We start from the raw sequence: 20,548 nt of genomic DNA on the forward strand, positions 1-20,548 counted from the left end.
GGCGAGTGACTACACCGCGATGAGCGGGCGAGTGATCGTGTCCTCGTCGACTGGCTGGTACGGACCTGGCTTGGGAGCAGGCCTGCCGCCAGGAAAGGCCAGCCGCACGATGGTGCGCTGAACCGAGCCGAGCTGCCGGCCGAACCTGCCGCTGTTGTAGGGCAGTCCGTAGCGTTCGCAGAGGTCTTTGACCTTGGGTGCGATCTGGGCGTAGCGGCTCGACGGCATGTCCGGGAAGAGGTGGTGTTCGACCTGGTAACCAAGATTCCCGGACAGCACGTGAAACAGCGGCGAGCCTTCGATGTTGGCGGCACCGAGCAGTTGTCGCAGGTAGAAGTGGCCGCTGGTCTCGTCTTCGACCTCGTCCTTGCTGAAGGTGTAGGTCTGGTCGGGAAAGTGGCCGCAGAAGATGATCGAGTACGACCACACGTTGCGGATGATGTTGGCGGTGAAATTCGCTTTCAGGGTCGACTTGAAACCCCTACGGCCGGACAGCGCAGGAAAGGCGATGTAGTCCTTGACGATCTGGCGCCACGCCTTGTGCCCCATACCGCGGAGTTCGCGGCGGACCTGTTCCTTGCTCTTGTCGCCGGCCCTGATGGCCTTGTAGTCCAGGTCGTGGGCGGCGACGCCCCACTCGAAGAACGCGGCGAGAATCAGGTTGTATATCGGCTGGAAAAGATAGACAGGATGCCACTTTTGATGCGGGTCGATCCGCATGATCTCGTAGCCGAGATCCTTGTCCTTGCCGCGAATATTGGTGAAGGTGTGGTGGACGTAGTTGTGCGAGTGCTTCCACGCCTCTGGGGTCGACGCGCTGTCCCAGTCCCACGACGCGGAGTTGATGTTGGGGTCTTGCATCCAGTCCCACTGGCCGTGCATCACGTTGTGTCCGATCTCCATGTTCTCCAAGATCTTCGCGATGGAGAGCACGGCAGTGCCCAGCAGCCAGGCGGGCCGATAACGGGAGCCGAGCAGGATCCCGCGCGAGAGCAGTGCCAGTTGGCGGTGCAACGCGATGATGGTGCGGATGTAGTGCGCGTCGCGGTCGCCGAGGCTGTTGAAGACCTCGTCGTGGATTGCGTCGAACTCCTTGCCGATCGCCTCGATCTGTTCCTCGCTGAGGTGTGCGATCGGGCTGTCAATCATCGATTCGGGCATTCGAGGCTCCTAGAGGTCGAGGGTGATGTCGCCGTCGGGGGAATTCACGCAGGTTCGAATCTCGGTACCCGCGCGGGTGACGTCCCCGGTCCGCAGGTCGCGTACCGAGCCGTTAGTGAGCATGCCCGTACAGGTGTGGCAGATCCCCATCCGGCAGCCGTAGGGCAGAACGGCGCCCGCGTTCTCGCCTGCGACGAGAATTGCTGTTGCGCCGTCACATTCGGCGCTGATGTCACTGCCGGCGAAGGTGATGGTGCCGCCCTGGCCGATCGCCCCGGTCAGCAGCATGTGCTCGAAAGACTCCATGTGAAGCCGTTCCGGCACGCCTGCGGCATTGAAGTGCTCTTGGAGCGCGTCCAGCATCCCGCCAGGACCGCACGCGTAGGTTTCGCGCTCTCGCCAGTCCGGACACACCTCGTCGAGGGATGCGGGCAGCAAGCGGCCCTCTTCGCTGGTCGCTCGCTGGATGACCCGGTAGCCGTCGTGCCGCTCGGCGAGTGCGGCCAGGTCGGCGGCGAAGATCGCCTCGGAATGTGTTCGCGCAGAGTGAATGTGCAGCGCGTCCGGAAAGTCGCCACGGCGGCTGAGCGAACGCAGCATCGCCATGACCGGCGTGACACCGCTACCGGCGGTGAGAAACAGCAGCTTCGCCGGCGCGGCCGGCAGCGTGAACTCGCCTTCGACGCTGCCGAGCGTCACGATCGACCCGGCGGCCTGCGAGCTGCTGAGAAACCTCGAGACGACCCCGTTTTCGGTGCGTTTGACGGTGATCGTGATCTGTCCGTCCGGGCGCGCGGCATCGCTGCTCAACGAGTAGGCGCGCCACTGCCGCTTACCCTCGACATCGAAGCCGATCCGCACGTACTGCCCAGCCTTGTGGCCCACCCACCGGAACCCCGGGGTGATGAACACCGTCACGGCATCCTCGGTCTCCCGGTGGACGCGTTCGATGCGGCCGCGCCGTTCCACGACCGACCACAGGGGGGTGATGAGCTCGAGATAGTCATCGATCTTGAGCGGCCACGTGAAGTACCCGAGTCCGCGGACGGCAAGTCGGGCCAGTCTTGGCAACACAACTTCGGATCCGCGCTCCGGCATGGTGGAGCCTTTCGTGATCGGGTGTCTGTTAGCGAGCGTCCCTGAGCAAGAAAGTGCGCTGCGTCACACTTCTACCCGACGAGATGGAAGGCCAAACACGCGACACGGGTATGCGTGGGATGAGCCGAACGACCGCGGCCTCGACATTTGGGAAAGCGCTGATCGCACCCATCACTGTGGTGCATCGTGGAGTGATGGTTAATCGGCGATGGAATGGGTCCGACGAGGCCAAGAGCGGCTACGTCAACGAGCTGTTCTCGGCACTCGCTCCGCGTTATGACGCAATGACCGATGTGTGGACGTTCGGGCTCCATCGGTTGTGGAAGCGCCAAGCCATGGAGCTGTGCCCGCCGAAACCTGGCGAACGAGTGTTGGACGTCGCGAGCGGGACGGGAGATCTGGCGTTCGCGGAGGCCGCGGCGGTCGGCCCGGGAGGTCAGGTCGTCGGCGTGGATGCGTGCGCCGCGATGTTGGATGTCGCCCGACGGCGAGGGCGAGGTCCGGTGGAGTTCCAGGAGGGCGATGCCACGGATCTTCAGTTCCCGGATGAAACATTCGACGTTGTCACGATCGGCTACGGGCTGCGCAACGTCGCCGACCGGCCGAAGGCGCTGCGTGAATTCCATCGCGTCCTGCGGCCGGGTGGCCGGCTGATGGTGCTCGATTTCAGCACGCCGACCTCCAAGCCGCTGAAGGGACTCCACGACTTTTTCTACTTCGGCGCGATGCCGAAGGTCGGCCGCGTCGTCGCGTGGCATCGCGACGCACACCACTACACCGCCGACTCGATCCGAACCTGGCTGTCACGAGACGAGCTGCGCGCGATGATGCGCGAAGCGGGCTTCGCCGACGCCCGCTATGTCTCGCTGACCACCGGGTTTTCCACCGTCCATCTGGGCTCGCGCGCCGATTAATTCGGTTGCGGCAGTTCGCCAATCAGCTCGTCGAGGAAATTCCCGGCTTCGTGGCCGGCTCGGTCGACGTCTTGGTCAATGATGGCCTCGATCAGTTCTGTGTGGTCGACATGTCTGTGTGAAACCGCAACACTGTCGGCCACTGCCTCGGTTAGCCCGCGGTACAGCTCGATGAGCACCTCGTTGTGCGATGCCCGCACCACCGCGAAGTGCAACCGCGCATCTTCGCGGGAGAACTCGGCCCGGTCTGCTTTGACATGCTGGGCGTTGCGGCGCGCGAGCAGGTCATGAAGCTCAGTGAGGTCGTCGTCGGTGCGGGCGACGGCCGCAAGGCGCGCCGCTTCGACCTCCAGGCAGCGGCGGACCTGAAGCACCTCACGGAGCCGCGAGCCACACATCCGGTTGAGCGCCCCCGAGATCTCGCTGGTGGCCCGGACGTACGTCCCGTCGCCACGCCGGACCTCGAGGATCCCGCTGTGTGCCAGCGCGCGCACCGCTTCCCGCACGGTATTGCGGCCGACCCCCAGCGCCGTAGCCAAGCCGGGCTCGGTCGGGATACGCGAGCCCACCGGCCATTCGCCCGAGGCAATCGTCTGTCGTAGCTGGTCGATGGCGTGGTCGACCAGCCCGGTGTGGCGCGCGGCGGCTAGCGGCATCCAAACATCCTTTTCATCCGATCATAGGATGTATGGCAGGATAGCGCGGTGAGCCGCTACGAGCACGACCTGACCCTGGAATTGGACGGCGCCGTCGAGTTGCCCGTCGGTGGGCGGGTCGCTGCCGGCGCGGTGCTGATCGTCGCGGTGGTGCTCACCGCACTCAACCTGCGGCCCGCGGTCACCAGCGTCGGGCCGGTGCTCGGCGACATGCAGCGCGCGCTGGGCGCCTCTGCCATCTGGGCCGGCGTGCTGACCACCCTGCCCGGATTGTGCTTTGCGGGTGCGGGTTTGGCGGCGGCCAAGCTGTCGCGCCGGTTCGGCTTGGGTCGATCCATCACCTTCGCACTGATCACGTTGATCGTCGGGCTGCTGGTGCGTGTGCTCGACGGCCCCTATGTGGTCATCGGTGGAACCTTGGTGGCGACCGCGGGTATTGCCGTCATCAACGTCCTGATCCCAGTGGTGATCAAGCAGTCGTTCCCTGCCCAACTCGGTGTGATGACCGGCATTTACACGGCGGCGCTGCAGGGCGGTGGCGCCTTGGGGTCGGCTGTCACCCCACCGCTGGAGAATGTCTTCGGCGGTTGGCGGCCGGCGTTGGTCAGCTGGACGGTCCTGGCAGCGGTGGCGCTACTGGCCTGGCTCTTCGCCGCCCGCGGGGTCGACGGCCGCGCCAACGACTCAACGGGATCAGTCGAACACCGGTCACTGTTGCGAAATCCGTTGGCGTGGATCATCACACTGTTCTTCGGGACGCAGTCGATGCTGGCCTACATCATGATGGGCTGGCTGCCCGAAGTATTCATCGACCACGGGGTGAGCAAGACCTCCGCCGGCCTGCTCGTCGGACTGCTGTCGGTGATCGCCGTGCCCGTCAGCCTCGTCCTCGCACCGATGGCGGCGCGTTCGACTCACCAGAGTGGCTGGATCGCCGCCCTCGGCGTGACGGGATTCGCCGGCGTGGTGGGTCTGCTGGTCGCTCCGGATGCCAGCCCGCTACTGTGGAGTGTGCTCGTCGGCTTCGGCATGAGCGTGTTTTCGTTGGCCGTCACCGTCATCGCCTTGCGGGCGCGCACCGCCGAGGACACCGTCCAGCTGTCCGCCATGGCGCAGGGATTCGGTTACCTTCTGGCCGGCATCGGTCCGTTTTTGTTCGGAACGCTGCACGATGTGACCGGCGGCTGGACAGCGCCGTTCATCATGGTGCTGGCGGTTTACGTCGTGCAAATCGCGCTCGGTGTGTTCGCCGGCCGGAATCGCTACGTCTGAGCGCTGGCGACCGTACGCTACAGCGATGCCCGGATCGCGGAACGCTGTGTGTTCGTATGCCCGGTGGGTAGCCAGAGCCAAGCCAGGTGACTACGTGATCGCCCTGGGTGCGGCGTCCGCGTCGCTGCCACTGGTCGGGCGTCACCTTGAGGTACTCGGTGGCTTCGCGGCGCTCGGTATCGGAGGGCGGCGTTACGTCTCGAGCATCGGCGCCCGGATGGCGCGGGGGTTGGTACGAAATGCCAAGGAAGCGTTCACACCTGACGTCTTGACCGAGGCGTTGGGCGGTGTGGTTGCCGCCGAGCAGCTCGCCCAGCCGTGGCCGACACACCGGGATCGCGCGCCATTTCTGAAGGCCGCCGGTCAGCGGCGGTATGTGTACCGCTCGTCGGTGCGTTATGGCGACCGCCCCGGTCAGCTGCTCGACGTCTGGCGAAGTCCGGAGACAATCCAGGAACCGGCGCCGGTGCTCGTCTTCGTCCCCGGCGGCGCCTGGGTATTCGGCCGCCGAGAGCTCCAGGGCCACGCGCTGATGGCGCACTTGGCGCGGCGAGGCTGGGTGTGCCTGTCAGTTCAGTACGGGTCCAGCCCTCGCCATCGCTGGCCGCGCCAGATAACCGATGTCAAAGCTGCGATCGCCTGGGCACGGGCCAATGCCGCGAAGTTCGGGGGCGATCCGAATTTCGTTGCCGTCGCCGGGTGTTCGGCAGGTGGTCACCTGGCCACCCTGGCCGGACTGACGAACGGCGACCCGCAGTGGCAAACCGATCTTCCTGCGGACGCCGATACGTCGGTCGATGCTGTGGTCAGCGTGTACGGCCTTTACGACTGGCACGACCGCAGCACGCCCGAGCGCGACCGCTTCCTGGAGTTCCTCGAACGTGTGGTGGTGCAGCGTTCGCAGGCTCGTCGTCCAGAGGTCTTTCGTGCGGCGTCGCCGATGGAGCGAGTGCACTCGTCAGCGCCACCCTTCTTGGCGATCCACGGGAGTGATGACGGCTTGATCCCCGTCGACGAGGCTCGCAGTTTCGTGGAACGCCTGCGGTCGGTGTCCGAGTCACCCGTGTGCTACATCGAATTGCCAGGCGTGGGACACGGTTTCGACCTCGTCGACGGCACGCGCACGGCGCCGGTGGTGGCCGCGATCGGCCGCTTCCTTCACCACGTTCACCAGGACCAACTCCATGGCAGGACCACGTCGGCGGTCTGAACAGACGTGTTGTCTTCCGAGTGGACCCGGTCGATCGGTATCGACGCGCCGATCGTCAACGCCCCGATGGGTGGTGTTGCCGTGGGAGCCCTGGCCGCGGCGGTGTCGCGGGCTGGCGGTCTCGGCATGATCGGCATGGGAAGCTCGGCTACTGCCGAGCGGCTCCGAGCGGAGCTCCCACACGTTTCAAACCTGCCTTATCCCTTTGGCATTGGTCTCGTGGACTGGGTGGCCGCGTGCACACGACTCCGGCGTGATCGCCGCGACATAGGTGAGTGATCTGGCGAGCGCCGAACGAGCTGTCGCCGCAGGCATCGACGTGGTGGTCGCCGCGGGGCCGAGGGCGGCGGTCATGGGGAGCCGCTCATCGGCACGCTACCGCTGTTGACCGCGCTGCTCTGGCGGCCGACGGCACCCATACCGTCACGACTCGGGTGTTCGACATCGCGCAGGGCTATCCGTGGCCAGCCCAGCTACCAGAACGCTTGCTGCGCAACAGTTTCAGCGATCGCTGGGACGGCGAGGAAGACGCGCTGAGCGTCGATCCCGGCGCGGCTGCGGAATTGGCCCAGGCCATCGCCGTCGAGGACTATACCTACGCGCCGATCAACGCGGGCCAGGGTGTCGGGGAGCTCACGGAGGTTCGGTCAGTTGGTGAGGTGATCAGTCAGCTGAGTTCGGATGCCGATGAGTACCGCGTCGGCCACCTTTCGGGTCACCGGGAACTGGTATCGTCCAAGCCGTGTCAATGGGTTCGGCGGTGGTCCTGACTCTGTTCCTGCGTCCGGTTCGAGTCAGCCGCACGACAGTCGGTACCGCAGCGTGAGCTCCCATCTCAGCTATCTCGAGGCGTTCGTCGTCGGCGCATTCCAAGGGGTCACCGAACTCTTCCCGGTATCCAGCCTCGGTCATTCGATCCTGGTGCCGGCGCTGATCGGCGGCAGTTGGGCACGCGACCTCGACGTATCGGCTCCAGAATCGCCCTATCTGGCCTTCATCGTCGGCCTGCATGTCGCGACCGCACTGGCCCTGCTGGTGTTCTTCTGGCGGGATTGGGTGGCGATCATCGGTGGCTTCGCAACGTCGCTACGGCACCGGCGGATCACGACGCCGGCCGAGCGGCTGGCCTGGCTGATCATCGTCGGGACAATCCCGGTTGGCATCTGCGGATTGGCGTTGGAGCACCTGTTTCGAACCACTCTTGGCCGGCCGATACCGGCCGCGAGCTTCCTGATCGCCAACGGCGTCGTTCTCTTTGTGGGAGAACGGCTTCGAAGACGTGCCGACGCCGTCGCACAGGCGGGTCAGGCCGCCGACGCCGTCGACGCCCGGATCGCTGACATGCCTCTGGTTGGGGGATTGGTTGTGGGGTCAGCCCAGGTGCTGGCACTCTTGCCGGGCATCAGCCGCTCCGGCGTGACGATGGTTGCCGGCTTGTTGCGGGGCCTCTCGCATGAAGACGCCGCGCGGTTCTCATTCCTTCTTGCGACGCCCGTGATTTTTCTCGCGGGCATCCTGAAGATCCCAGACCTGTTCGGTCCGCTCGGCGACGGGATTCACGGTCAAATACTTGTGGGCAGCCTGGCCTCGTTCGGTGCGGCCTATCTCGCGGTGCGGTTTCTCACCCGCTACTTCGAAACCCGAACGCTCACACCCTTTGCCGTCTACTGCACACTGGCAGGACTCGGCAGCCTGCTATGGCTGACATTGCGCTGAGCGCTCGCACGTCGACGCAACCTAATAGTTGATCCGCGACGTAACAGTTGCCGAATGCGGTGGTGAAGGCCGCCGCGATCGCATGCCGTTACCTGGAGCGGGTCGGCTTCGTTGACGCGGTATCGGGGACTGGGTATGGTCCGAACAAACGTTAGGTTCTAACGACGACGGGCGCGGAGCGAATTGGTGACTGATTTCGACACGGTGGACTTCTTCACCGAGGCGACGCTCGTACCCGACCCGTATCCCTACTTCGATCACCTGCGGTCGAAGTGCCCGGTGACGAATGCGACCCCGTTCAACGTGCTGGCCGTCACCGGATACGACGCGGCGCTGAGCGTCTACAAGAATCCGGCGTTCTCGTCGTGCGTATCGGTGGCCGGACCGTTCGCGGGCATGCCGATCACCCCCGGCGACAGCGATGACGTCAGCGAGCTGATCGCGCAACACAGCGCGAACGTTCCAATGGCCGAACACATCACGTCCCAAGACCCGCCACTGCACACCCGTACTCGCAGCCTGATGAACACGCTCATCACGCCCAAGCGGCTGAAGGAAAACGAAGACTTCATGTGGCGGCTGGCCGACCAGCAGCTGGACACCTTCGTCACTACGGGGCAGTGCGAGTTCCTCGCCGATTACGCCAAACCCTTCTCACTGCTGGTGATCGCCGACCTGCTGGGGGTGCCTGCCGAGGACCATGAAGAGTTCACCGCGGTCTTCGCGGGCCAGACGGTCGGTGAACTCGGTGCGGACGCGCCCACCTCCCACAACCCGCTGGAATGGCTCAACGAGCGGTTCTACCGCTACCTCGATGATCGTCGTCGCGCACCGCGCGACGACGTGCTCACCGGGCTCGCGCTGGCCAAGTACGACGACGGATCGACGCCGGACCTGGCCGACGTGGTGAACCTGTCGACGTTCCTGTTCGCCGCCGGCAGCGAGACCACCACCAAACTGGTGAGCTCGGCGGTGCGGTTCATCGGCGACAACCCGAAACTCGAAGGCGAACTGCGCGATGACCGCAGCAAGATCCCCGCCTTCCTCGAGGAAACATTGCGCATGGAGAGTCCGGTCAAGTCGCATTTCCGGATGGCGCGCACGACCACCACGATTGGGGATGTGACGGTGCCGGCCGGCACCACGGTGATGCTCCTGCCCGGCGCATGCAATCGTGACGCCCAGAAGTTCGAGCAGCCCAACGAGTTTCGCGCGGACCGACCGAACGTGCGCGAGCACATCGCGTTCATCCGCGGCGCCCACTCATGCCCGGGCGCGCCGTTGGCCAGGGCCGAGGGCCGGATATCGCTGAACCGGATCCTGGACCGGATGACCGACATCACGATCTCCGAATCTGATCACGGTCCGGCCGGCGACCGCCACTATGAGTACGAGCCGACGTTCATCATGCGCGGGCTCAGCGAGCTGCACATCACGTTCACGCCGGTCGGCTGACCAGGCCCGAGAGAAGGAGTCGCATGACCGGAAAGCTCGAAGGCAAGGTGGCTTTCATCACGGGCGCCGCCCGCGGGCAGGGCCGGGCGCACGCTATCGCGATGGCCAAAGAAGGTGCCGACATCATCGCCGTCGACATCTGCCGCGACATTCCGTCGAATCCTTACCCGCTGGCCACGCCCGAGGATCTTGCTGAAACCGAGCGCTCCATCAAGGAGCTCGACCGTCAGGTCCTGGCTCGGGTCGCCGATGTCCGTGAGCGCCACGAACTGCGGGACGCGGTCGAAGCCGGCGTGGCCAACTTCGGCAAGATCGACATCGTCGTCGCCAATGCGGGGATCCTGCCGATGGCCATGGGCCGGGCGCACGACGCGATGTCGTTCGTCGACGCCAGCGATGTGGACCTGCTCGGTGTGATGAACACCGTCGCCGTCACCGTTCCGCACCTGCCCAACGGGTCATCGGTCATCGTCACCGGTTCGACGGCCGGCATGATCCGGGGGACCACCGACAACCCGAACATGGGGCCCGGCGGTCGCGGGTACGGCTGGAGCAAGCGGGTGATCATCGAGTACGTCGAGGAGATGTCGCTGGCGCTGGCCGATCGCATGATCCGCGTCAACGCGATCCACCCGACCAACTGCAACACGCATCTGCTGCAGAACGACGGCATGTACAGCATGTTCCGGCCCGACCTGACCCAGCAGGGCAAGCAGGCCAGCCGTGAAGACGCAGAGCCGTTGTTCACCCTGTTCCAGGCGATGCCGATCCCGTACATCGAGCCCGAGGATATGGCCAATCTCGGCGTGTTCCTGGCCAGCGACGACAGCCGCTACATCACCGGGCAGCAGATTCGGGTGGACGGCGGCTCGCTGCTCAAATGGCCGAACGGCCCCGGGGGATAACGGGATTCACTTCGGGCGGTGCAGGAACCCGTGCAGGGTGGCCTGCACCAGCTCGTCGATGATCGCCTCTCGCGACGGCGGCCGGTTGCCGAAGAAGGTCGACCGCAAGGCGACCATGCCGACGATCATCGCCACGGTCGAATGCGCGGGCAGATCCGGCTGGTCCGACTGCATTCCGCGCAGGCTCATGCCCTCGGCGCTGATCTGGCCGAGCACGGACAGCGCTCGCCGGATGTCGGCGATCCCGGCAGCCTCGATCTCGTCCTCACTGAGCCCGTCCGACGCGACCAACGTGAGCAGGAGACCCTGATGGCGGACCAGGACGTCGTAGAGGGGGCCGATGAATTGCCGCGACAGCTCTTCCTCGTCGGTGTCCTCGGGAACGACGGACTGCCAGGTCTGGCGGAATTCGTCGAGGGTGCTCGTGAACGGGACGACGAGTGCCTCCCGGAACAGGCCGGCCTTGGAGCCGAAGTGGCGGAAGAGCAGGTACTCGGTGACGCCGGCGGCCTCGGCGATCTCCCGCGTGGTGGTCGCGCGATAGTCCCTGCGCGCGAACAGATCCCGTGCCGCATCCAGCAGAAGTCGACGTGCTTCACCGGGCGCCCGGCGGACGGCCGGGGCCCGCGCGGTGCGCTCTTTCGGGGAGATCTTCTGCTGGGGCACTGGTTTTCACCATAGCCGGGTCTCGACGGTCCTCGGAGTAATAGTATCCACTATTACTAGCTGTGGAATGGAGCTGAGGTGGGAGCAGTAATCATGCTCGGCACGCTTTTCGGGCTGATCGTGTTGATCTTCGGCCTGGTCGTCTACTTCGATCCGGAGGCGCGGAAGAAATGAACACCGGTCTGACGCCGGTGATGATCGCCGGCCTGTCGTTCGCCTACATCGGCGGCGTCGTGCTGCTGGCGGTCGGTGTGTACCTCAGCGTTCGCCGCGGACGCATTCATCCGCTGCTGCTGGTCTCGATCTCGGCGATCTCCTTCTCGTGGATCGAGGCGCCCTACGACTGGGCGATGTATGCGCAGTTCCCGCCGGCGCTTCCGCGCATGCCGTCGTGGTGGCCGATGAACGTGACCTGGGGCGGCGGGCTGCCCTCCGCGGTTCCGATCGGTTACATCTCGTACTTCGTATTCCCTGCGCTGATCGGCGCCGCCATCGGCCGGTGGCTGGTGAGGCGGCTCGGCTGGCGGCGACCGCAGACTCTGCTGATCGCCGGCTTCGGCGTCGGGTTCTGCTGGGCGCTGTTCTTCAACGCGGTCGTCGGCGCCCAGCTCGGAGTCTTCTACTACGGCTACGTGATTCCCGGGCTGGCGATCTTCGAAGGCACCAGACATCAATATCCGATCTACGACTCCGTCGCGATGGGCATCCAGATGATGGTGTTCGCGTACCTGCTCGGCCGGGTGGATGATCAGGGGCGCAACGTCATCGAGGTGTGGGCCGACAGGCGGTCGTCGAGCAAGGTGGGCGCCGGGGTGCTGTCCATCGTGGCGGTCGTCATCGTGGGGCATCTGTTGTACGGCGCGGTCTTCGCGCCGCACCTCGCGACGAAGCTGGGCGGCTACGTGACCGTCGGCCCTACCGAGCAACTGTTCCCCGGCGTGCCGAACCAACCGAGATAGGCCCTGATGAACACCGTCGAGTTGTACTACGACCCTTACGATTACGCGATCGATGACGATCCGTACCCGGTGTGGCGGCGGATGCGCGAAGAGGCCCCGCTCTATGTCAACGACAAGTACGGCTTCTACGCGTTGAGCCGCTACGACGACGTGGCCCGTGCGCTGCCGGACTGGGAGACCTACCGCTCCGGCCGGGGCACGACGCTGGACATCTTGTCCAGCGGGATCGAGGTGCCGCCGGGGGTGATCCTGTTCGAAGACCCGCCGGCCCACGACCTGCACCGCCGCCTGTTGTCGCGGGTCTTCACCCCGCGCCGCATGCTCGCCGTCGAAGACATGGTGCGTGATTTCTGTGCGGGCGCACTCGATCCGCTGAGGGACGGCGACGGTTTCGACTTCGTCGCTGACCTCGGTGCGTTCATGCCGATGCGGACGATCGGTTATCTCCTAGGCATTCCCGAAGACGCTCAGCAGGCCATTCGCGACCGCAACGACAGCCTCATCACTGTGGACTCGGAGCTGGGAGATGTCAGCCCGACCGTCTTCCAGGACGCGATCGCGATGTTCGCCGAGTACATCGAGTGGCGCGCGACCCATCCCTCGGATGATCTGATGACCGACCTGCTCAACGCCGAGGTCGAGGAGCCCGATGGGACACGGCGCCGGCTGGAGCGCGGCGAGGTGCTCGGGTACACCGCCACGATCGCCGGTGCGGGCAATGAAACCACTGCCCGGCTGATCGGGGCTTTGGGTCAACTTCTCGGCGAACATCCCGACCAGCGCCACGAACTCGTGGCGGACCCGTCGCTGATCCCGTCGGCGATCGAAGAGGCGCTGCGCTTCGAGCCTCCGTCGCCGGTGCAGGCGCGCTATGTGGCGCGAGACGTCGAACTGCACGGGCAGACGGTGGCCGAAGGGTCGCACATGCTGCTGCTCAACGCGTCGGCGAACCGGGACGACTCGCGATTCACCGACCCGGACCGCTTCGACATCCACCGCACAGGCGGGCATCTGAGCTTCGGGCAGGGGCTGCACTTCTGCCTGGGCTCGGCGCTGGCGCGGCTCGAAGCGCGGGTCGCGATCGAGGAGGTCCTCAAGAGGTGGACAGACTGGGACGTGGATTACGAGAATGCCAGCCGGGGAAGGACATCCAGTGTGCGCGGCTGGGCACGGTTGCCGGTCAAGACGCGCTAGCCGGGTGATAGATCGACTTGGGCTCCAGGTACACGGCCAGCCTCTCGGGCCCGAGTTCGCGCCCCAACCCGCTGCCCTTCACGCCTCTCCCCGGACATGAACCCGCCCGGGCTGTGTGGCCCGGGCGGGTTGCGTATGACGTTGTGCGGTGGTGTTAGGGGACGTAGCAGCGCTCGTCGCCGTTGATGTTGATCCAGCAGTTCGGGCTGATGAAGTGCGCGTCGGGCCCAGGTACGTTCAGCACGCAGGTGGGGCCTTCGAGGTGATAGCCGATTCCGCAGCCGTCGGCTGCGCTTGCGGTGGGGGCGAAGCTCAGGCCCAAGGTCAGCGCGCCGGCGGCGGCGACGCTGGCGAAAAGTCCTGCGGCACGCTTCGAGATTGGTGCAGTCATGATGTCCTCCAAATTTTTGGGCCCGCCCTGGTTGAGCGAGGCACGTAAGGAATGGTGCGCCTGGCCGAACCGGCCGTCTGTCCGCTAAGCGGAGGTTGTGCGGGACGAATTGTGGTTCCACCGTTTGGGGGACAGTCGCTCGAAAAGGATGGTGTGGCAGGTAAAAATCCCGCCCGGGCCGTGTGGCTCGGGCGGGATTGGGGGAGTCGGGTTGGCGCTGGCTGCTTTAACAGCAGCGCTGATCGCCGTTGTCGTTGATCCAGCAGTTCGGGTGGCCGGGGTCGACCTGGGCGCCGGGGCCGGGCAGGTTGACGACGCAGCTGCCACCCGCCAGGTGGTAGCCGTAGCCGCAGTCCTGTGCGGCGCTTGCGACGGGGGCGAAGCTCAGGCCCAGGGTCAGTGCGCCGGCGGCGACCGCACTGGCGAAGAGTCCTGCGGCACGCTTGGTGATCTGTGCAGTCATGGTGTCCTCCGAGTTTTTGGGCCTGTCCTGGTTGGGCGAGGCACGAAATGAATAGTGCGCTCGCTCACGTGGCGTGTCTGTCCGCCAAGCGGACCGTGTGCCGGGCGAATTGCGCATCCACCGATTAGGGGACGCCGTAACATATTCGACGGGCAACAGACGGGGGCGGCCATGCGTACAGCGGCGTATATCGGGGGATTCGCGGTGTCACTGGGTGTGGGGGCCGCGATCTCTTCGGCCTGCGCGGTGGCCTCGGCTGACTCCGCGTCGTCGGCTGCGCACTCGAGCACGCACTCGACTTCTGGTCATTCGGCGCGGCCCAAGTCAACGACAGCAAAAGCACTACCCGCCAACAAAACCCCAGCGCCACAGACCGTTGCCGCGGCGGTCGCCTCCTCACCCGTCACCACCAAGGTCGGCTGGGTCACCGGACCGAACACCCTGACGCCCAGCCGGTTCGGTATCGACGGCACCGACGTCGGCGTCATGTGGGACAACGGCATGACTGGAGTCAACCGGCAGGTGCTGATGATCTTCGGCGACACCTTCAGCGGGCCGAACATGACCGGAGCGTGGCGCTCCAACGTGCTGCTGCGCACAACCGATCCGATCGCCGGCGTGTTCGCCCCCGGTTCGACCACCAACCCGTTCGCCGGATCGCCGCTGAGTTCGCCGGGGATGTCCAAGCAGGTGATCGCGGGCAGCGCACGCAATCTCGGCGTGTTCGGCTCTCAGGTGACGGTCATCCCCACCGCGGCGATCTCGGTGCCCTACGACAACCAGTACGGCGCAAGGCAATACGTGAACTTCATGTCGGTGCGGTCGTGGGACTTCAGTGGCGCGTGGACCACCAACTACTCCGCGATCGCGTATTCCGACGACAACGGGCAGACCTGGACCGTCGCGCCGCAGACCATCCGGGCGGCCAGTTGGCTGCGGTCGAGCACTCCTTTCGTCTACGGAAACCAGAACTTTCAGCAGGGCGCGTTCGTCAAACCGCCAGACGATTCCCCTGATGCCGGATACGTCTACTCCTACGGCACCCCGTCGGGCCGGCTCGGATCGGCGTATGTCTCCCGGGTGAAAGAGGCAGACATCCTCGATCTGTCGAAATACGAGTACTGGAATGGCGACACGTGGGTGGCCGGTAAGCCGGGTGCCGCGGTTCCCATCCTGCCGGCGACCAAGTCCAACCAGTACGCGGGCGGATTCCTCGGCCAGCTGGGCCTGGTCTTCGGCAGCTTTGTGGCCGGGCTGTTCGGGGTGGGCGGCCCCAGCGGGCACGTCAGTGAGATGTCGGTGCAGTACAACACGTATCTGAACAAATACGTCGCGATGTACACCAGCAGCACCGGCAGCGTCATCCTGCGCACCGCCGACTCCCCGGAGGGCACCTGGTCGGCGGCGACCACCCTGGTGACATCCGTGCAATATCCGGGCCTGTACGCGCCGATGATGGATCCGTGGTCGACCGGCCAGGACATCTACTGGAATCTGTCGATCTGGGGCAACTACAACGTCCAGTTGATGAAGACCACGCTGGCTCAAGCCGGGGCGGCTGGTATTCGATAAAGATGACGGTTGCCTTGAACGGGTAGACGAACGAGCTCTTGGCCCTGATGTCGCCGCATTGGAGCACATTGGAGATCGTTGCGAACTTCTCATCGCGGATGGCGTGGTGACGGTTGTCCTCGGCGTCGCATCGTGGGGCGAGCTAGCAGAAGAGCCGCTTGACCAACTCCTCAGGCGAGCTTGGTGAGGTCCATCGTTACGCCTGCCTTGGGAAGGCGAGCGAGAAGGGCGTCGCCCATGGCTGCAGCAGGTGTCAGTACACCACGCTGATCGGAGAGCTTGTCGCGGTCCAGCGCCAGCGCGAGGGTGCTTTCGGCGAGAAGCAGCGAAGTCGAGTCATAGCCTGGGTCGCCGTCCTGGGACATCGAGGCCCGGTAGCGGGCACCGCCCGTCGTGGTCGTGTAGGTCTCCACGTGGTAACTGCCCTCCGCGCGCTCCTCGGCGCTCGGGCCGCTGCCAGACTTGGGAATGAACTTGTCGATCAGCTCTCGCGGCACCCGGTACAGAAAGCGGTCCCCGAGCGCGGTCATCGCCGACATCGCCCCGGTTATCGCCGCGGCCCTCACCGCGGCGATCGGCGAAGACCCCATGTCCATGCATTCCGAGTAACGGAACGTGCGGCCGTAGGCCCAGTCCTGTAAGGCATTGCTGCGGCGCACGATCCGAGTGTTTCCAACCGCCATCACGAACGCCCCGGCCCAGATGCCGTCGAGTTCCGGAGCGATGTGTCCACCACGGCGAAAGATCATGTCCGGTTGCCGACCAAGGTCGGGTTCGGCGGCTCGATCAGTGGAGGACGTGTACGGGTCGTTGACCGCTCGCCGCAACTCTCGATTGCGGGATGTCTCGCGCATGACTTCCACGACGGTGTTGGCACTTCCTCCGGACATCGTGAGGGTGAAGGTGCGCGCCACCTGCACGGTGTCGGTCAGTGTGCCGACGTCGTCGGACTGGGCTTGGCGATGCAGCGCAAAGACGTTCATATCGGAGGGAATTGAATCGGCACCGCAAGCATGAACGATGCGCGCTCCCGTCTCTGCCGCCAGATTGTGATACTGCGCCGCGCTGCGGTGCACGAAGATGGCCTCGCCGCACAGGTCCGTGTAATCGGTACCGGCCGCGGCACACGACGCCACCAACGGCATGCCCGACTTCACGTAGGGCCCTACGGTCGTGGCTACCACCCGCGCGCGTGCCGCAACGTCGGCCAGGGTCGGGGGTTCCTCCGCGTCGGCACGCATCAGGCTCCACGATTGCGCGCTCTCGCCGATGCCGTCCCGCACCGCCTCGAGGCGATCCATCGAGCGGCCGGCGAGCGCGATCCGCGCCCCGCCATTGCCGGCGGCAAGACGCGCAGCCGTCAACTGCCCCACGAAGCCGGTCGCCCCGTACAGGACGATGTCGAACTCGCGCTCGTCACTCATGATCGCCGGCTCTCGCTCTCGTGCACAGCAAAGGTGGGGCGGGAGTACGCGACGGCGATGTTGTGCGGAAGTCGGTCACTGGGACTGAGGAATTCGGCGACCATCGCCGGGTCCGCCGCCGTTCCGAGCGAGGTGAAGGCCGCCCGGTTGTAGGAGCGCAACCAGCTGATGCGGCCGTCGTGGATGAAGGCGCGCGCCTTTGATCGTGGTGACGTGAGCGCCCCGATCAGTAGTGCTCCGGCCGAAATCAGAGCCAAGGGGATCGCGGACGGTCTCTTGATGTCGATCACCAGGAACTTCCGGCCCACGCGGGTCGCCTCGGCGATCGCGCGAGAGGCGACCTTTGGAGGGAGATGGTGGAAGGACGAAGCGAAGACTACCAGGTCATAGCTATCGTCGGGCTCCGAGATCGCGCTTGCATCAATAACTTTCGTTCGGACGCGCGTGTTCGCCCCCAACACGCCGCCGGCGATGTTGTGCACCGAGGTCGGGTCCAGGTCGGAGACCGTCACCTGTGCGGAGCGGTGCATCTGGACGATCTGCTCCGACAGTCGTCCGTGGCCGGCGCCGAGTTCGAGGATTCTCGGTGCATCGATACCGGACACGAGACTCAGTGCCATGTGCGCGTTCTTCTCGTGCAGACCCCGTACGGAGCCCAGGTGGTCCAGTGAGTCGATGACCCGCTGCTTGAGCTCATCCGGTACGTCGTAGCGATCGGTGTACTCCAACACGTCTGTTTGCAGGTGGCGGTTGAGCCACGACGCGTTGTAGCCGCCGCGCGGCATGTGCTCGATTCCGCTAGTTCCGGGGGTCGATTGCTCCATGAGTGTCTCCTTGCTGCGAGCTATGAGAATAAATTGCACAAAGGTGTGCAATAATGAGCAAGTATGCACGCAACAGTCATGGGGTGCAAGCAAGAGCCAGGGCCGCAATGAAAGTGGAAGGTGGAGCTGATGGGACAGGTGGATCACCAAGTCGCACAGACCGCGTCACCGACGCGTGAGCGAAACCGCGCGCGGATCGTCGATGCGGCGCGCCGGCTGTGGACCTACGACCCCGACACCAGCATGGACGACGTCGCGCGCGAAGCCGGCGTGGTGCGCCGAACGCTGTATGGGCACTTCAGCCATCGCGATGAGCTGATCATGGCCGTGTTGGCCCAGACGGCCGATGTGCTCGCCGAGGTCGCGGGTCGATCGTCCCGTCCGGGTATGAACGCGTCGGAGGAGCTCGCCAGGCTGACGTTGGAGGTGTGGTCGTTCGCCCACGATTGGCACCTGCTGACGACGTTGATCCAACAGATTGACGCCGCTTCGATGGAGCGAGCTGCCGCCCCGATCGATGCCGTGTTCGAGGCCATCGTTCGCAAAGGTCAACGCAGTGGGCAGTTTTCACGCCACCTGCCGGCCGAGGTGATGGTCCAGATCCTCCGTGTACAAGCGATCAAACTTCACGAGGCGTCGAATGATCGCAGCTGGAGCGGCGGGGCCGAGGACGCGGCCCTGGCTGCCCTCATCACCGTCGGGGTCGACCGCTTCGCCGCTGAGAGCATCGTTGAAACCGCGAAGGTCTCCGCAGTAGCGCAATGAGCTACCGCCTCACCGCCGGCAGATTCATTCGATCACTGCCGAAGCACGGCAACGGATTCGAATCACTAAGGAGCTAGGCAATGACCGAAATGATCTCCGGCATCCAGGCGTTACGCCGACCTGCGACCCGGCCCGATGCACCGGGTGGGACGTATCCGGGGCTGCGTCCCGGACGGGAGGTGCATGCCCGCGGTTCGGTCATCGATGGCGGGCGCGCGTTGGGTTGTGACGTCGTCGTCGACCGTGACGTGGCGATCCCGTTGCGTGACGGGGTGATCGTCTACACCGACATCGTGCGTCCGGCGGACCGCGACGCTGATCTGCCGGTCCTGGTGGCGTGGAGTCCTTACGGCAAGCAAGATACCGGCTCACTGTTGGACATGATTCCGGGCCGAGCCGGCATCGCCACGGACGCGTTGTCGAATCTGCAGAAGTGGGAGGGTCCAGATCCTGGCTACTGGTGTGCCTATGGCTACGCGGTGGCCAATGTCGATCCGCGTGGAGTGAACTCTTCCGGTGGGGACGCGCAGTTCTGGAGTGAGTCTGAGGGCCGGGATGCGTTCGACGTGATCGAATGGCTGGCCATCCAATCGTGGAGCAACGGAAAAGTCGCGATGGCAGGCAACTCGTGGCTGGCGGTGTCGCAGTGGTTCACTGCTGCCGAACGGCCGCCGCATCTGGCGGCGATCGCGCCCTGGGAAGGGATGAGCGACTACTACCGCGACATGGCTATTCGTGGCGGGATCCCGACCGGTGACGCATTCTGCAATTTCGTTCTCACCAACTCCGTGCGTGGCAACGGCACGGTGGAAGATATCCCGGCGATGATCACCGAACACCCGCTGTTCGACGATTACTGGGCGACCAAGCGGGCTGCGGTCGAAAAGATTGTGGTGCCGGCGTATGTGGTGGCCAGCTGGACGCAGCTGCACTCATCCCGGACCCTTGATGCCTTCCGCCGCCTCTCGGGGGATAAGTGGCTGCGGGTACACAACACCCATGAATGGCCTGACTTCTACAGCGACGTCTACACCGAGGACCTGCGGCGGTTCTTCGACCACTACCTGCTCGGTGTCGACAATGGTTGGGAGACAACACCAGCGGTTCGTCTGTCGATCCTCGACCCCGGTGGCACCGATGTGGTCGACCTTCCGGAACCCCAATGGCCCATCGCCACGGCGCTGCATCAGCCGCTGTATCTCGACTTCTCGGCCGGCGAGCTGACCGCCGCGCCGCCGCAGCAGGAGAGCGAGCACAGCTACGCCGCCGTGGACGGTCAGGTGGTGCTCAGCTACCGCTTCGATCACGACACCGATCTGATCGGATACTCCAAACTGCGGCTCTGGGTGCAGGCCGACGGCAATGACGACATGGACCTGTTCGTGCGACTGGACAAGCTGGGCATTGACGGCGCAGTACTCTCGCCAGTGGTGCTCGACCAGCCTGTGCAGGCCACCTCAGGACAGCTGCGCGTCTCGCACCGTCGGTGCGACCCGCAAGTGTCAACCCCGTCCGAACCGTTTCTGACCCACACCCACGAGGAGCTGCTTCACCCGGGTGACATCGTTCCCGTCGATATCGGCTTGTGGGCCACCGCAATTCGGTTCCACGCCGGGGAAAGCCTCGCCGTCACCATATCGGGCGCGCGCCTGATCCCCGCCGAGCTAAACCAGATCAGCAAGGCTCCACTCCGCAACCACGGGGCTCACATCCTCCGTGCCGGCGGACGCTACGACTCCCACGTCCTACTTCCGCTCATGTCCGGACCGAACGACGCGTAACGGCGGGGCAAGCTGACCATGCCCGCGTCGACGCCATCGGCAAACCCCCGATCGGGCGGTGCCGACGATTGCCTGGCCGAGGTGGTCGGCAAAAGTGGCATATGTGAAGGTTCACGTGAGGG

19 protein-coding genes and 1 pseudogene are annotated in these 20,548 nt (G+C 65.0%); 12 read left to right on the forward strand and 8 right to left on the reverse strand.

Features of this window, described 5'->3' with window-relative positions:
- Window positions 1-9 precede the first annotated feature (9 nt).
- Both CG716_RS22405 and CG716_RS22410 read right to left on the reverse strand, forming a co-directional pair.
- A complete protein-coding gene (locus CG716_RS22405; RefSeq protein WP_165774250.1) occupies window positions 10-1,161 on the reverse strand; it encodes a fatty acid desaturase family protein in 1,152 nt (383 codons plus the stop codon).
- Window positions 1,162-1,170: 9 nt separating this feature from the next.
- Entirely contained in the window at window positions 1,171-2,259 is a 1,089-nt protein-coding gene (locus CG716_RS22410; protein WP_094483314.1) for a ferredoxin reductase, read from the reverse strand.
- 194 nt (window positions 2,260-2,453) lie between these two features.
- Here CG716_RS22410 and ubiE point away from each other — a divergent pair, with 194 nt between their 5' ends.
- Window positions 2,454-3,173: a bifunctional demethylmenaquinone methyltransferase/2-methoxy-6-polyprenyl-1,4-benzoquinol methylase UbiE gene (gene ubiE, locus CG716_RS22415; RefSeq protein ID WP_165774251.1), complete on the forward strand. Its 720-nt coding sequence runs from the start codon at window positions 2,454-2,456 to the stop codon at window positions 3,171-3,173.
- Here ubiE and CG716_RS22420 read toward each other — a convergent pair.
- A complete protein-coding gene (locus CG716_RS22420) occupies window positions 3,170-3,829 on the reverse strand; it encodes a FadR/GntR family transcriptional regulator (protein ID WP_094483316.1) in 660 nt (219 codons plus the stop codon). The two genes, ubiE and CG716_RS22420, sit on opposite strands and share 4 nt — an antisense overlap.
- A gap of 48 nt (window positions 3,830-3,877) precedes the next feature.
- Between CG716_RS22420 and CG716_RS22425 the strand changes: the two genes are divergently transcribed.
- The 6 genes and pseudogenes from CG716_RS22425 to CG716_RS22450 all read left to right on the forward strand — a co-directional run bounded on the left by CG716_RS22425 (window position 3,878) and on the right by CG716_RS22450 (window position 10,387).
- Window positions 3,878-5,101, forward strand: coding sequence for a CynX/NimT family MFS transporter (locus CG716_RS22425; protein ID WP_094483317.1), 1,224 nt, complete (start codon window positions 3,878-3,880; stop codon window positions 5,099-5,101).
- Window positions 5,102-5,126: 25 nt separating this feature from the next.
- Window positions 5,127-6,311, forward strand: a complete 1,185-nt coding sequence (locus CG716_RS22430) for an alpha/beta hydrolase (RefSeq protein ID WP_094483318.1) — start codon at window positions 5,127-5,129, stop codon at window positions 6,309-6,311.
- A 66-nt stretch (window positions 6,312-6,377) separates the two neighbouring features.
- Window positions 6,378-7,081: pseudogene (locus CG716_RS22435) on the forward strand (nitronate monooxygenase family protein).
- A 52-nt stretch (window positions 7,082-7,133) separates the two neighbouring features.
- Window positions 7,134-8,027, forward strand: a complete 894-nt coding sequence (locus CG716_RS22440; RefSeq protein WP_165774252.1) for an undecaprenyl-diphosphate phosphatase — start codon at window positions 7,134-7,136, stop codon at window positions 8,025-8,027.
- 186 nt (window positions 8,028-8,213) lie between these two features.
- Window positions 8,214-9,482: a cytochrome P450 gene (locus tag CG716_RS22445; protein ID WP_094483320.1), complete on the forward strand. Its 1,269-nt coding sequence runs from the start codon at window positions 8,214-8,216 to the stop codon at window positions 9,480-9,482.
- A 23-nt stretch (window positions 9,483-9,505) separates the two neighbouring features.
- Window positions 9,506-10,387 carry a mycofactocin-coupled SDR family oxidoreductase gene (locus CG716_RS22450; RefSeq protein WP_094483321.1) on the forward strand — a complete coding sequence of 294 codons (882 nt, stop codon included), beginning with the start codon at window positions 9,506-9,508 and terminating at the stop codon, window positions 10,385-10,387.
- Window positions 10,388-10,393: 6 nt separating this feature from the next.
- On the opposite strand, the gene CG716_RS22455 is transcribed toward CG716_RS22450, so the two are convergent.
- Window positions 10,394-11,053, reverse strand: a complete 660-nt coding sequence (locus tag CG716_RS22455) for a TetR/AcrR family transcriptional regulator (RefSeq protein WP_094483322.1) — start codon at window positions 11,051-11,053, stop codon at window positions 10,394-10,396.
- Window positions 11,054-11,223: 170 nt separating this feature from the next.
- Here CG716_RS22455 and CG716_RS22460 point away from each other — a divergent pair, with 170 nt between their 5' ends.
- Window positions 11,224-12,012, forward strand: a complete 789-nt coding sequence (locus CG716_RS22460) for a spirocyclase AveC family protein (RefSeq protein ID WP_094483323.1) — start codon at window positions 11,224-11,226, stop codon at window positions 12,010-12,012.
- A 6-nt stretch (window positions 12,013-12,018) separates the two neighbouring features.
- Entirely contained in the window at window positions 12,019-13,206 is a 1,188-nt protein-coding gene (locus tag CG716_RS22465; protein ID WP_094483324.1) for a cytochrome P450, read from the forward strand.
- A 154-nt stretch (window positions 13,207-13,360) separates the two neighbouring features.
- On the opposite strand, the gene CG716_RS22470 is transcribed toward CG716_RS22465, so the two are convergent.
- The gene (locus CG716_RS22470) at window positions 13,361-13,597 is read right to left on the reverse strand and encodes a hypothetical protein (protein WP_207760745.1); all 237 of its coding nucleotides are present in this window, start codon (window positions 13,595-13,597) and stop codon (window positions 13,361-13,363) included.
- A 226-nt stretch (window positions 13,598-13,823) separates the two neighbouring features.
- Window positions 13,824-14,060 (reverse strand): hypothetical protein, encoded by a 237-nt coding sequence (locus CG716_RS22475; protein WP_094483325.1) that lies wholly within the window; start codon window positions 14,058-14,060, stop codon window positions 13,824-13,826.
- A 171-nt stretch (window positions 14,061-14,231) separates the two neighbouring features.
- Between CG716_RS22475 and CG716_RS22480 the strand changes: the two genes are divergently transcribed.
- Window positions 14,232-15,632, forward strand: a complete 1,401-nt coding sequence (locus CG716_RS22480) for a glycoside hydrolase family 183 protein (protein ID WP_094483326.1) — start codon at window positions 14,232-14,234, stop codon at window positions 15,630-15,632.
- Window positions 15,633-15,802: 170 nt separating this feature from the next.
- On the opposite strand, the gene CG716_RS22485 is transcribed toward CG716_RS22480, so the two are convergent.
- Together CG716_RS22485 and CG716_RS22490 are read right to left on the reverse strand one after the other, a co-directional pair.
- The gene (locus tag CG716_RS22485) at window positions 15,803-17,056 is read right to left on the reverse strand and encodes a saccharopine dehydrogenase family protein (RefSeq protein ID WP_094483327.1); all 1,254 of its coding nucleotides are present in this window, start codon (window positions 17,054-17,056) and stop codon (window positions 15,803-15,805) included.
- Complete coding sequence (locus CG716_RS22490; RefSeq protein WP_094483328.1) at window positions 17,053-17,880, reverse strand: class I SAM-dependent methyltransferase; 828 nt, start codon at window positions 17,878-17,880, stop codon at window positions 17,053-17,055. Before CG716_RS22490 ends, CG716_RS22485 begins: the two co-directional genes overlap by 4 nt.
- Before the next feature lie 129 nt (window positions 17,881-18,009).
- Here CG716_RS22490 and CG716_RS22495 point away from each other — a divergent pair, with 129 nt between their 5' ends.
- Both CG716_RS22495 and CG716_RS22500 read left to right on the forward strand, forming a co-directional pair.
- A complete protein-coding gene (locus CG716_RS22495) occupies window positions 18,010-18,645 on the forward strand; it encodes a TetR/AcrR family transcriptional regulator (RefSeq protein ID WP_133067000.1) in 636 nt (211 codons plus the stop codon).
- A gap of 80 nt (window positions 18,646-18,725) precedes the next feature.
- Window positions 18,726-20,426, forward strand: a complete 1,701-nt coding sequence (locus tag CG716_RS22500; protein WP_207760746.1) for a CocE/NonD family hydrolase — start codon at window positions 18,726-18,728, stop codon at window positions 20,424-20,426.
- Window positions 20,427-20,548: the final 122 nt, after the last annotated feature.

Source organism: Mycolicibacterium sphagni (genome assembly GCF_002250655.1).
Classification (GTDB): Bacteria; Actinomycetota; Actinomycetes; order Mycobacteriales; family Mycobacteriaceae; genus Mycobacterium; species Mycobacterium sphagni.

What these genes read in the sequence shown, in the direction of transcription:
- CG716_RS22420 (WP_094483316.1), bottom strand. Translation starts at nt 3,829, where the DNA reads ATGCCGCTAGCCGCCGCGCGCCACACCGGGCTGGTCGACCACGCCATC.
- CG716_RS22495 (WP_133067000.1), top strand. Translation starts at nt 18,010, where the DNA reads ATGGGACAGGTGGATCACCAAGTCGCACAGACCGCGTCACCGACGCGT.
- CG716_RS22430 (WP_094483318.1), top strand. Translation starts at nt 5,127, where the DNA reads ATGCCCGGATCGCGGAACGCTGTGTGTTCGTATGCCCGGTGGGTAGCC.
- CG716_RS22490 (WP_094483328.1), bottom strand. Translation starts at nt 17,880, where the DNA reads ATGGAGCAATCGACCCCCGGAACTAGCGGAATCGAGCACATGCCGCGC.
- CG716_RS22405 (WP_165774250.1), bottom strand. Translation starts at nt 1,161, where the DNA reads ATGCCCGAATCGATGATTGACAGCCCGATCGCACACCTCAGCGAGGAA.
- CG716_RS22450 (WP_094483321.1), top strand. Translation starts at nt 9,506, where the DNA reads ATGACCGGAAAGCTCGAAGGCAAGGTGGCTTTCATCACGGGCGCCGCC.
- CG716_RS22480 (WP_094483326.1), top strand. Translation starts at nt 14,232, where the DNA reads ATGCGTACAGCGGCGTATATCGGGGGATTCGCGGTGTCACTGGGTGTG.
- CG716_RS22410 (WP_094483314.1), bottom strand. Translation starts at nt 2,259, where the DNA reads ATGCCGGAGCGCGGATCCGAAGTTGTGTTGCCAAGACTGGCCCGACTT.
- CG716_RS22500 (WP_207760746.1), top strand. Translation starts at nt 18,726, where the DNA reads ATGACCGAAATGATCTCCGGCATCCAGGCGTTACGCCGACCTGCGACC.
- CG716_RS22465 (WP_094483324.1), top strand. Translation starts at nt 12,019, where the DNA reads ATGAACACCGTCGAGTTGTACTACGACCCTTACGATTACGCGATCGAT.
- CG716_RS22475 (WP_094483325.1), bottom strand. Translation starts at nt 14,060, where the DNA reads ATGACTGCACAGATCACCAAGCGTGCCGCAGGACTCTTCGCCAGTGCG.
- CG716_RS22460 (WP_094483323.1), top strand. Translation starts at nt 11,224, where the DNA reads ATGAACACCGGTCTGACGCCGGTGATGATCGCCGGCCTGTCGTTCGCC.
- CG716_RS22470 (WP_207760745.1), bottom strand. Translation starts at nt 13,597, where the DNA reads ATGACTGCACCAATCTCGAAGCGTGCCGCAGGACTTTTCGCCAGCGTC.
- CG716_RS22485 (WP_094483327.1), bottom strand. Translation starts at nt 17,056, where the DNA reads ATGAGTGACGAGCGCGAGTTCGACATCGTCCTGTACGGGGCGACCGGC.
- ubiE (WP_165774251.1), top strand. Translation starts at nt 2,454, where the DNA reads ATGGTTAATCGGCGATGGAATGGGTCCGACGAGGCCAAGAGCGGCTAC.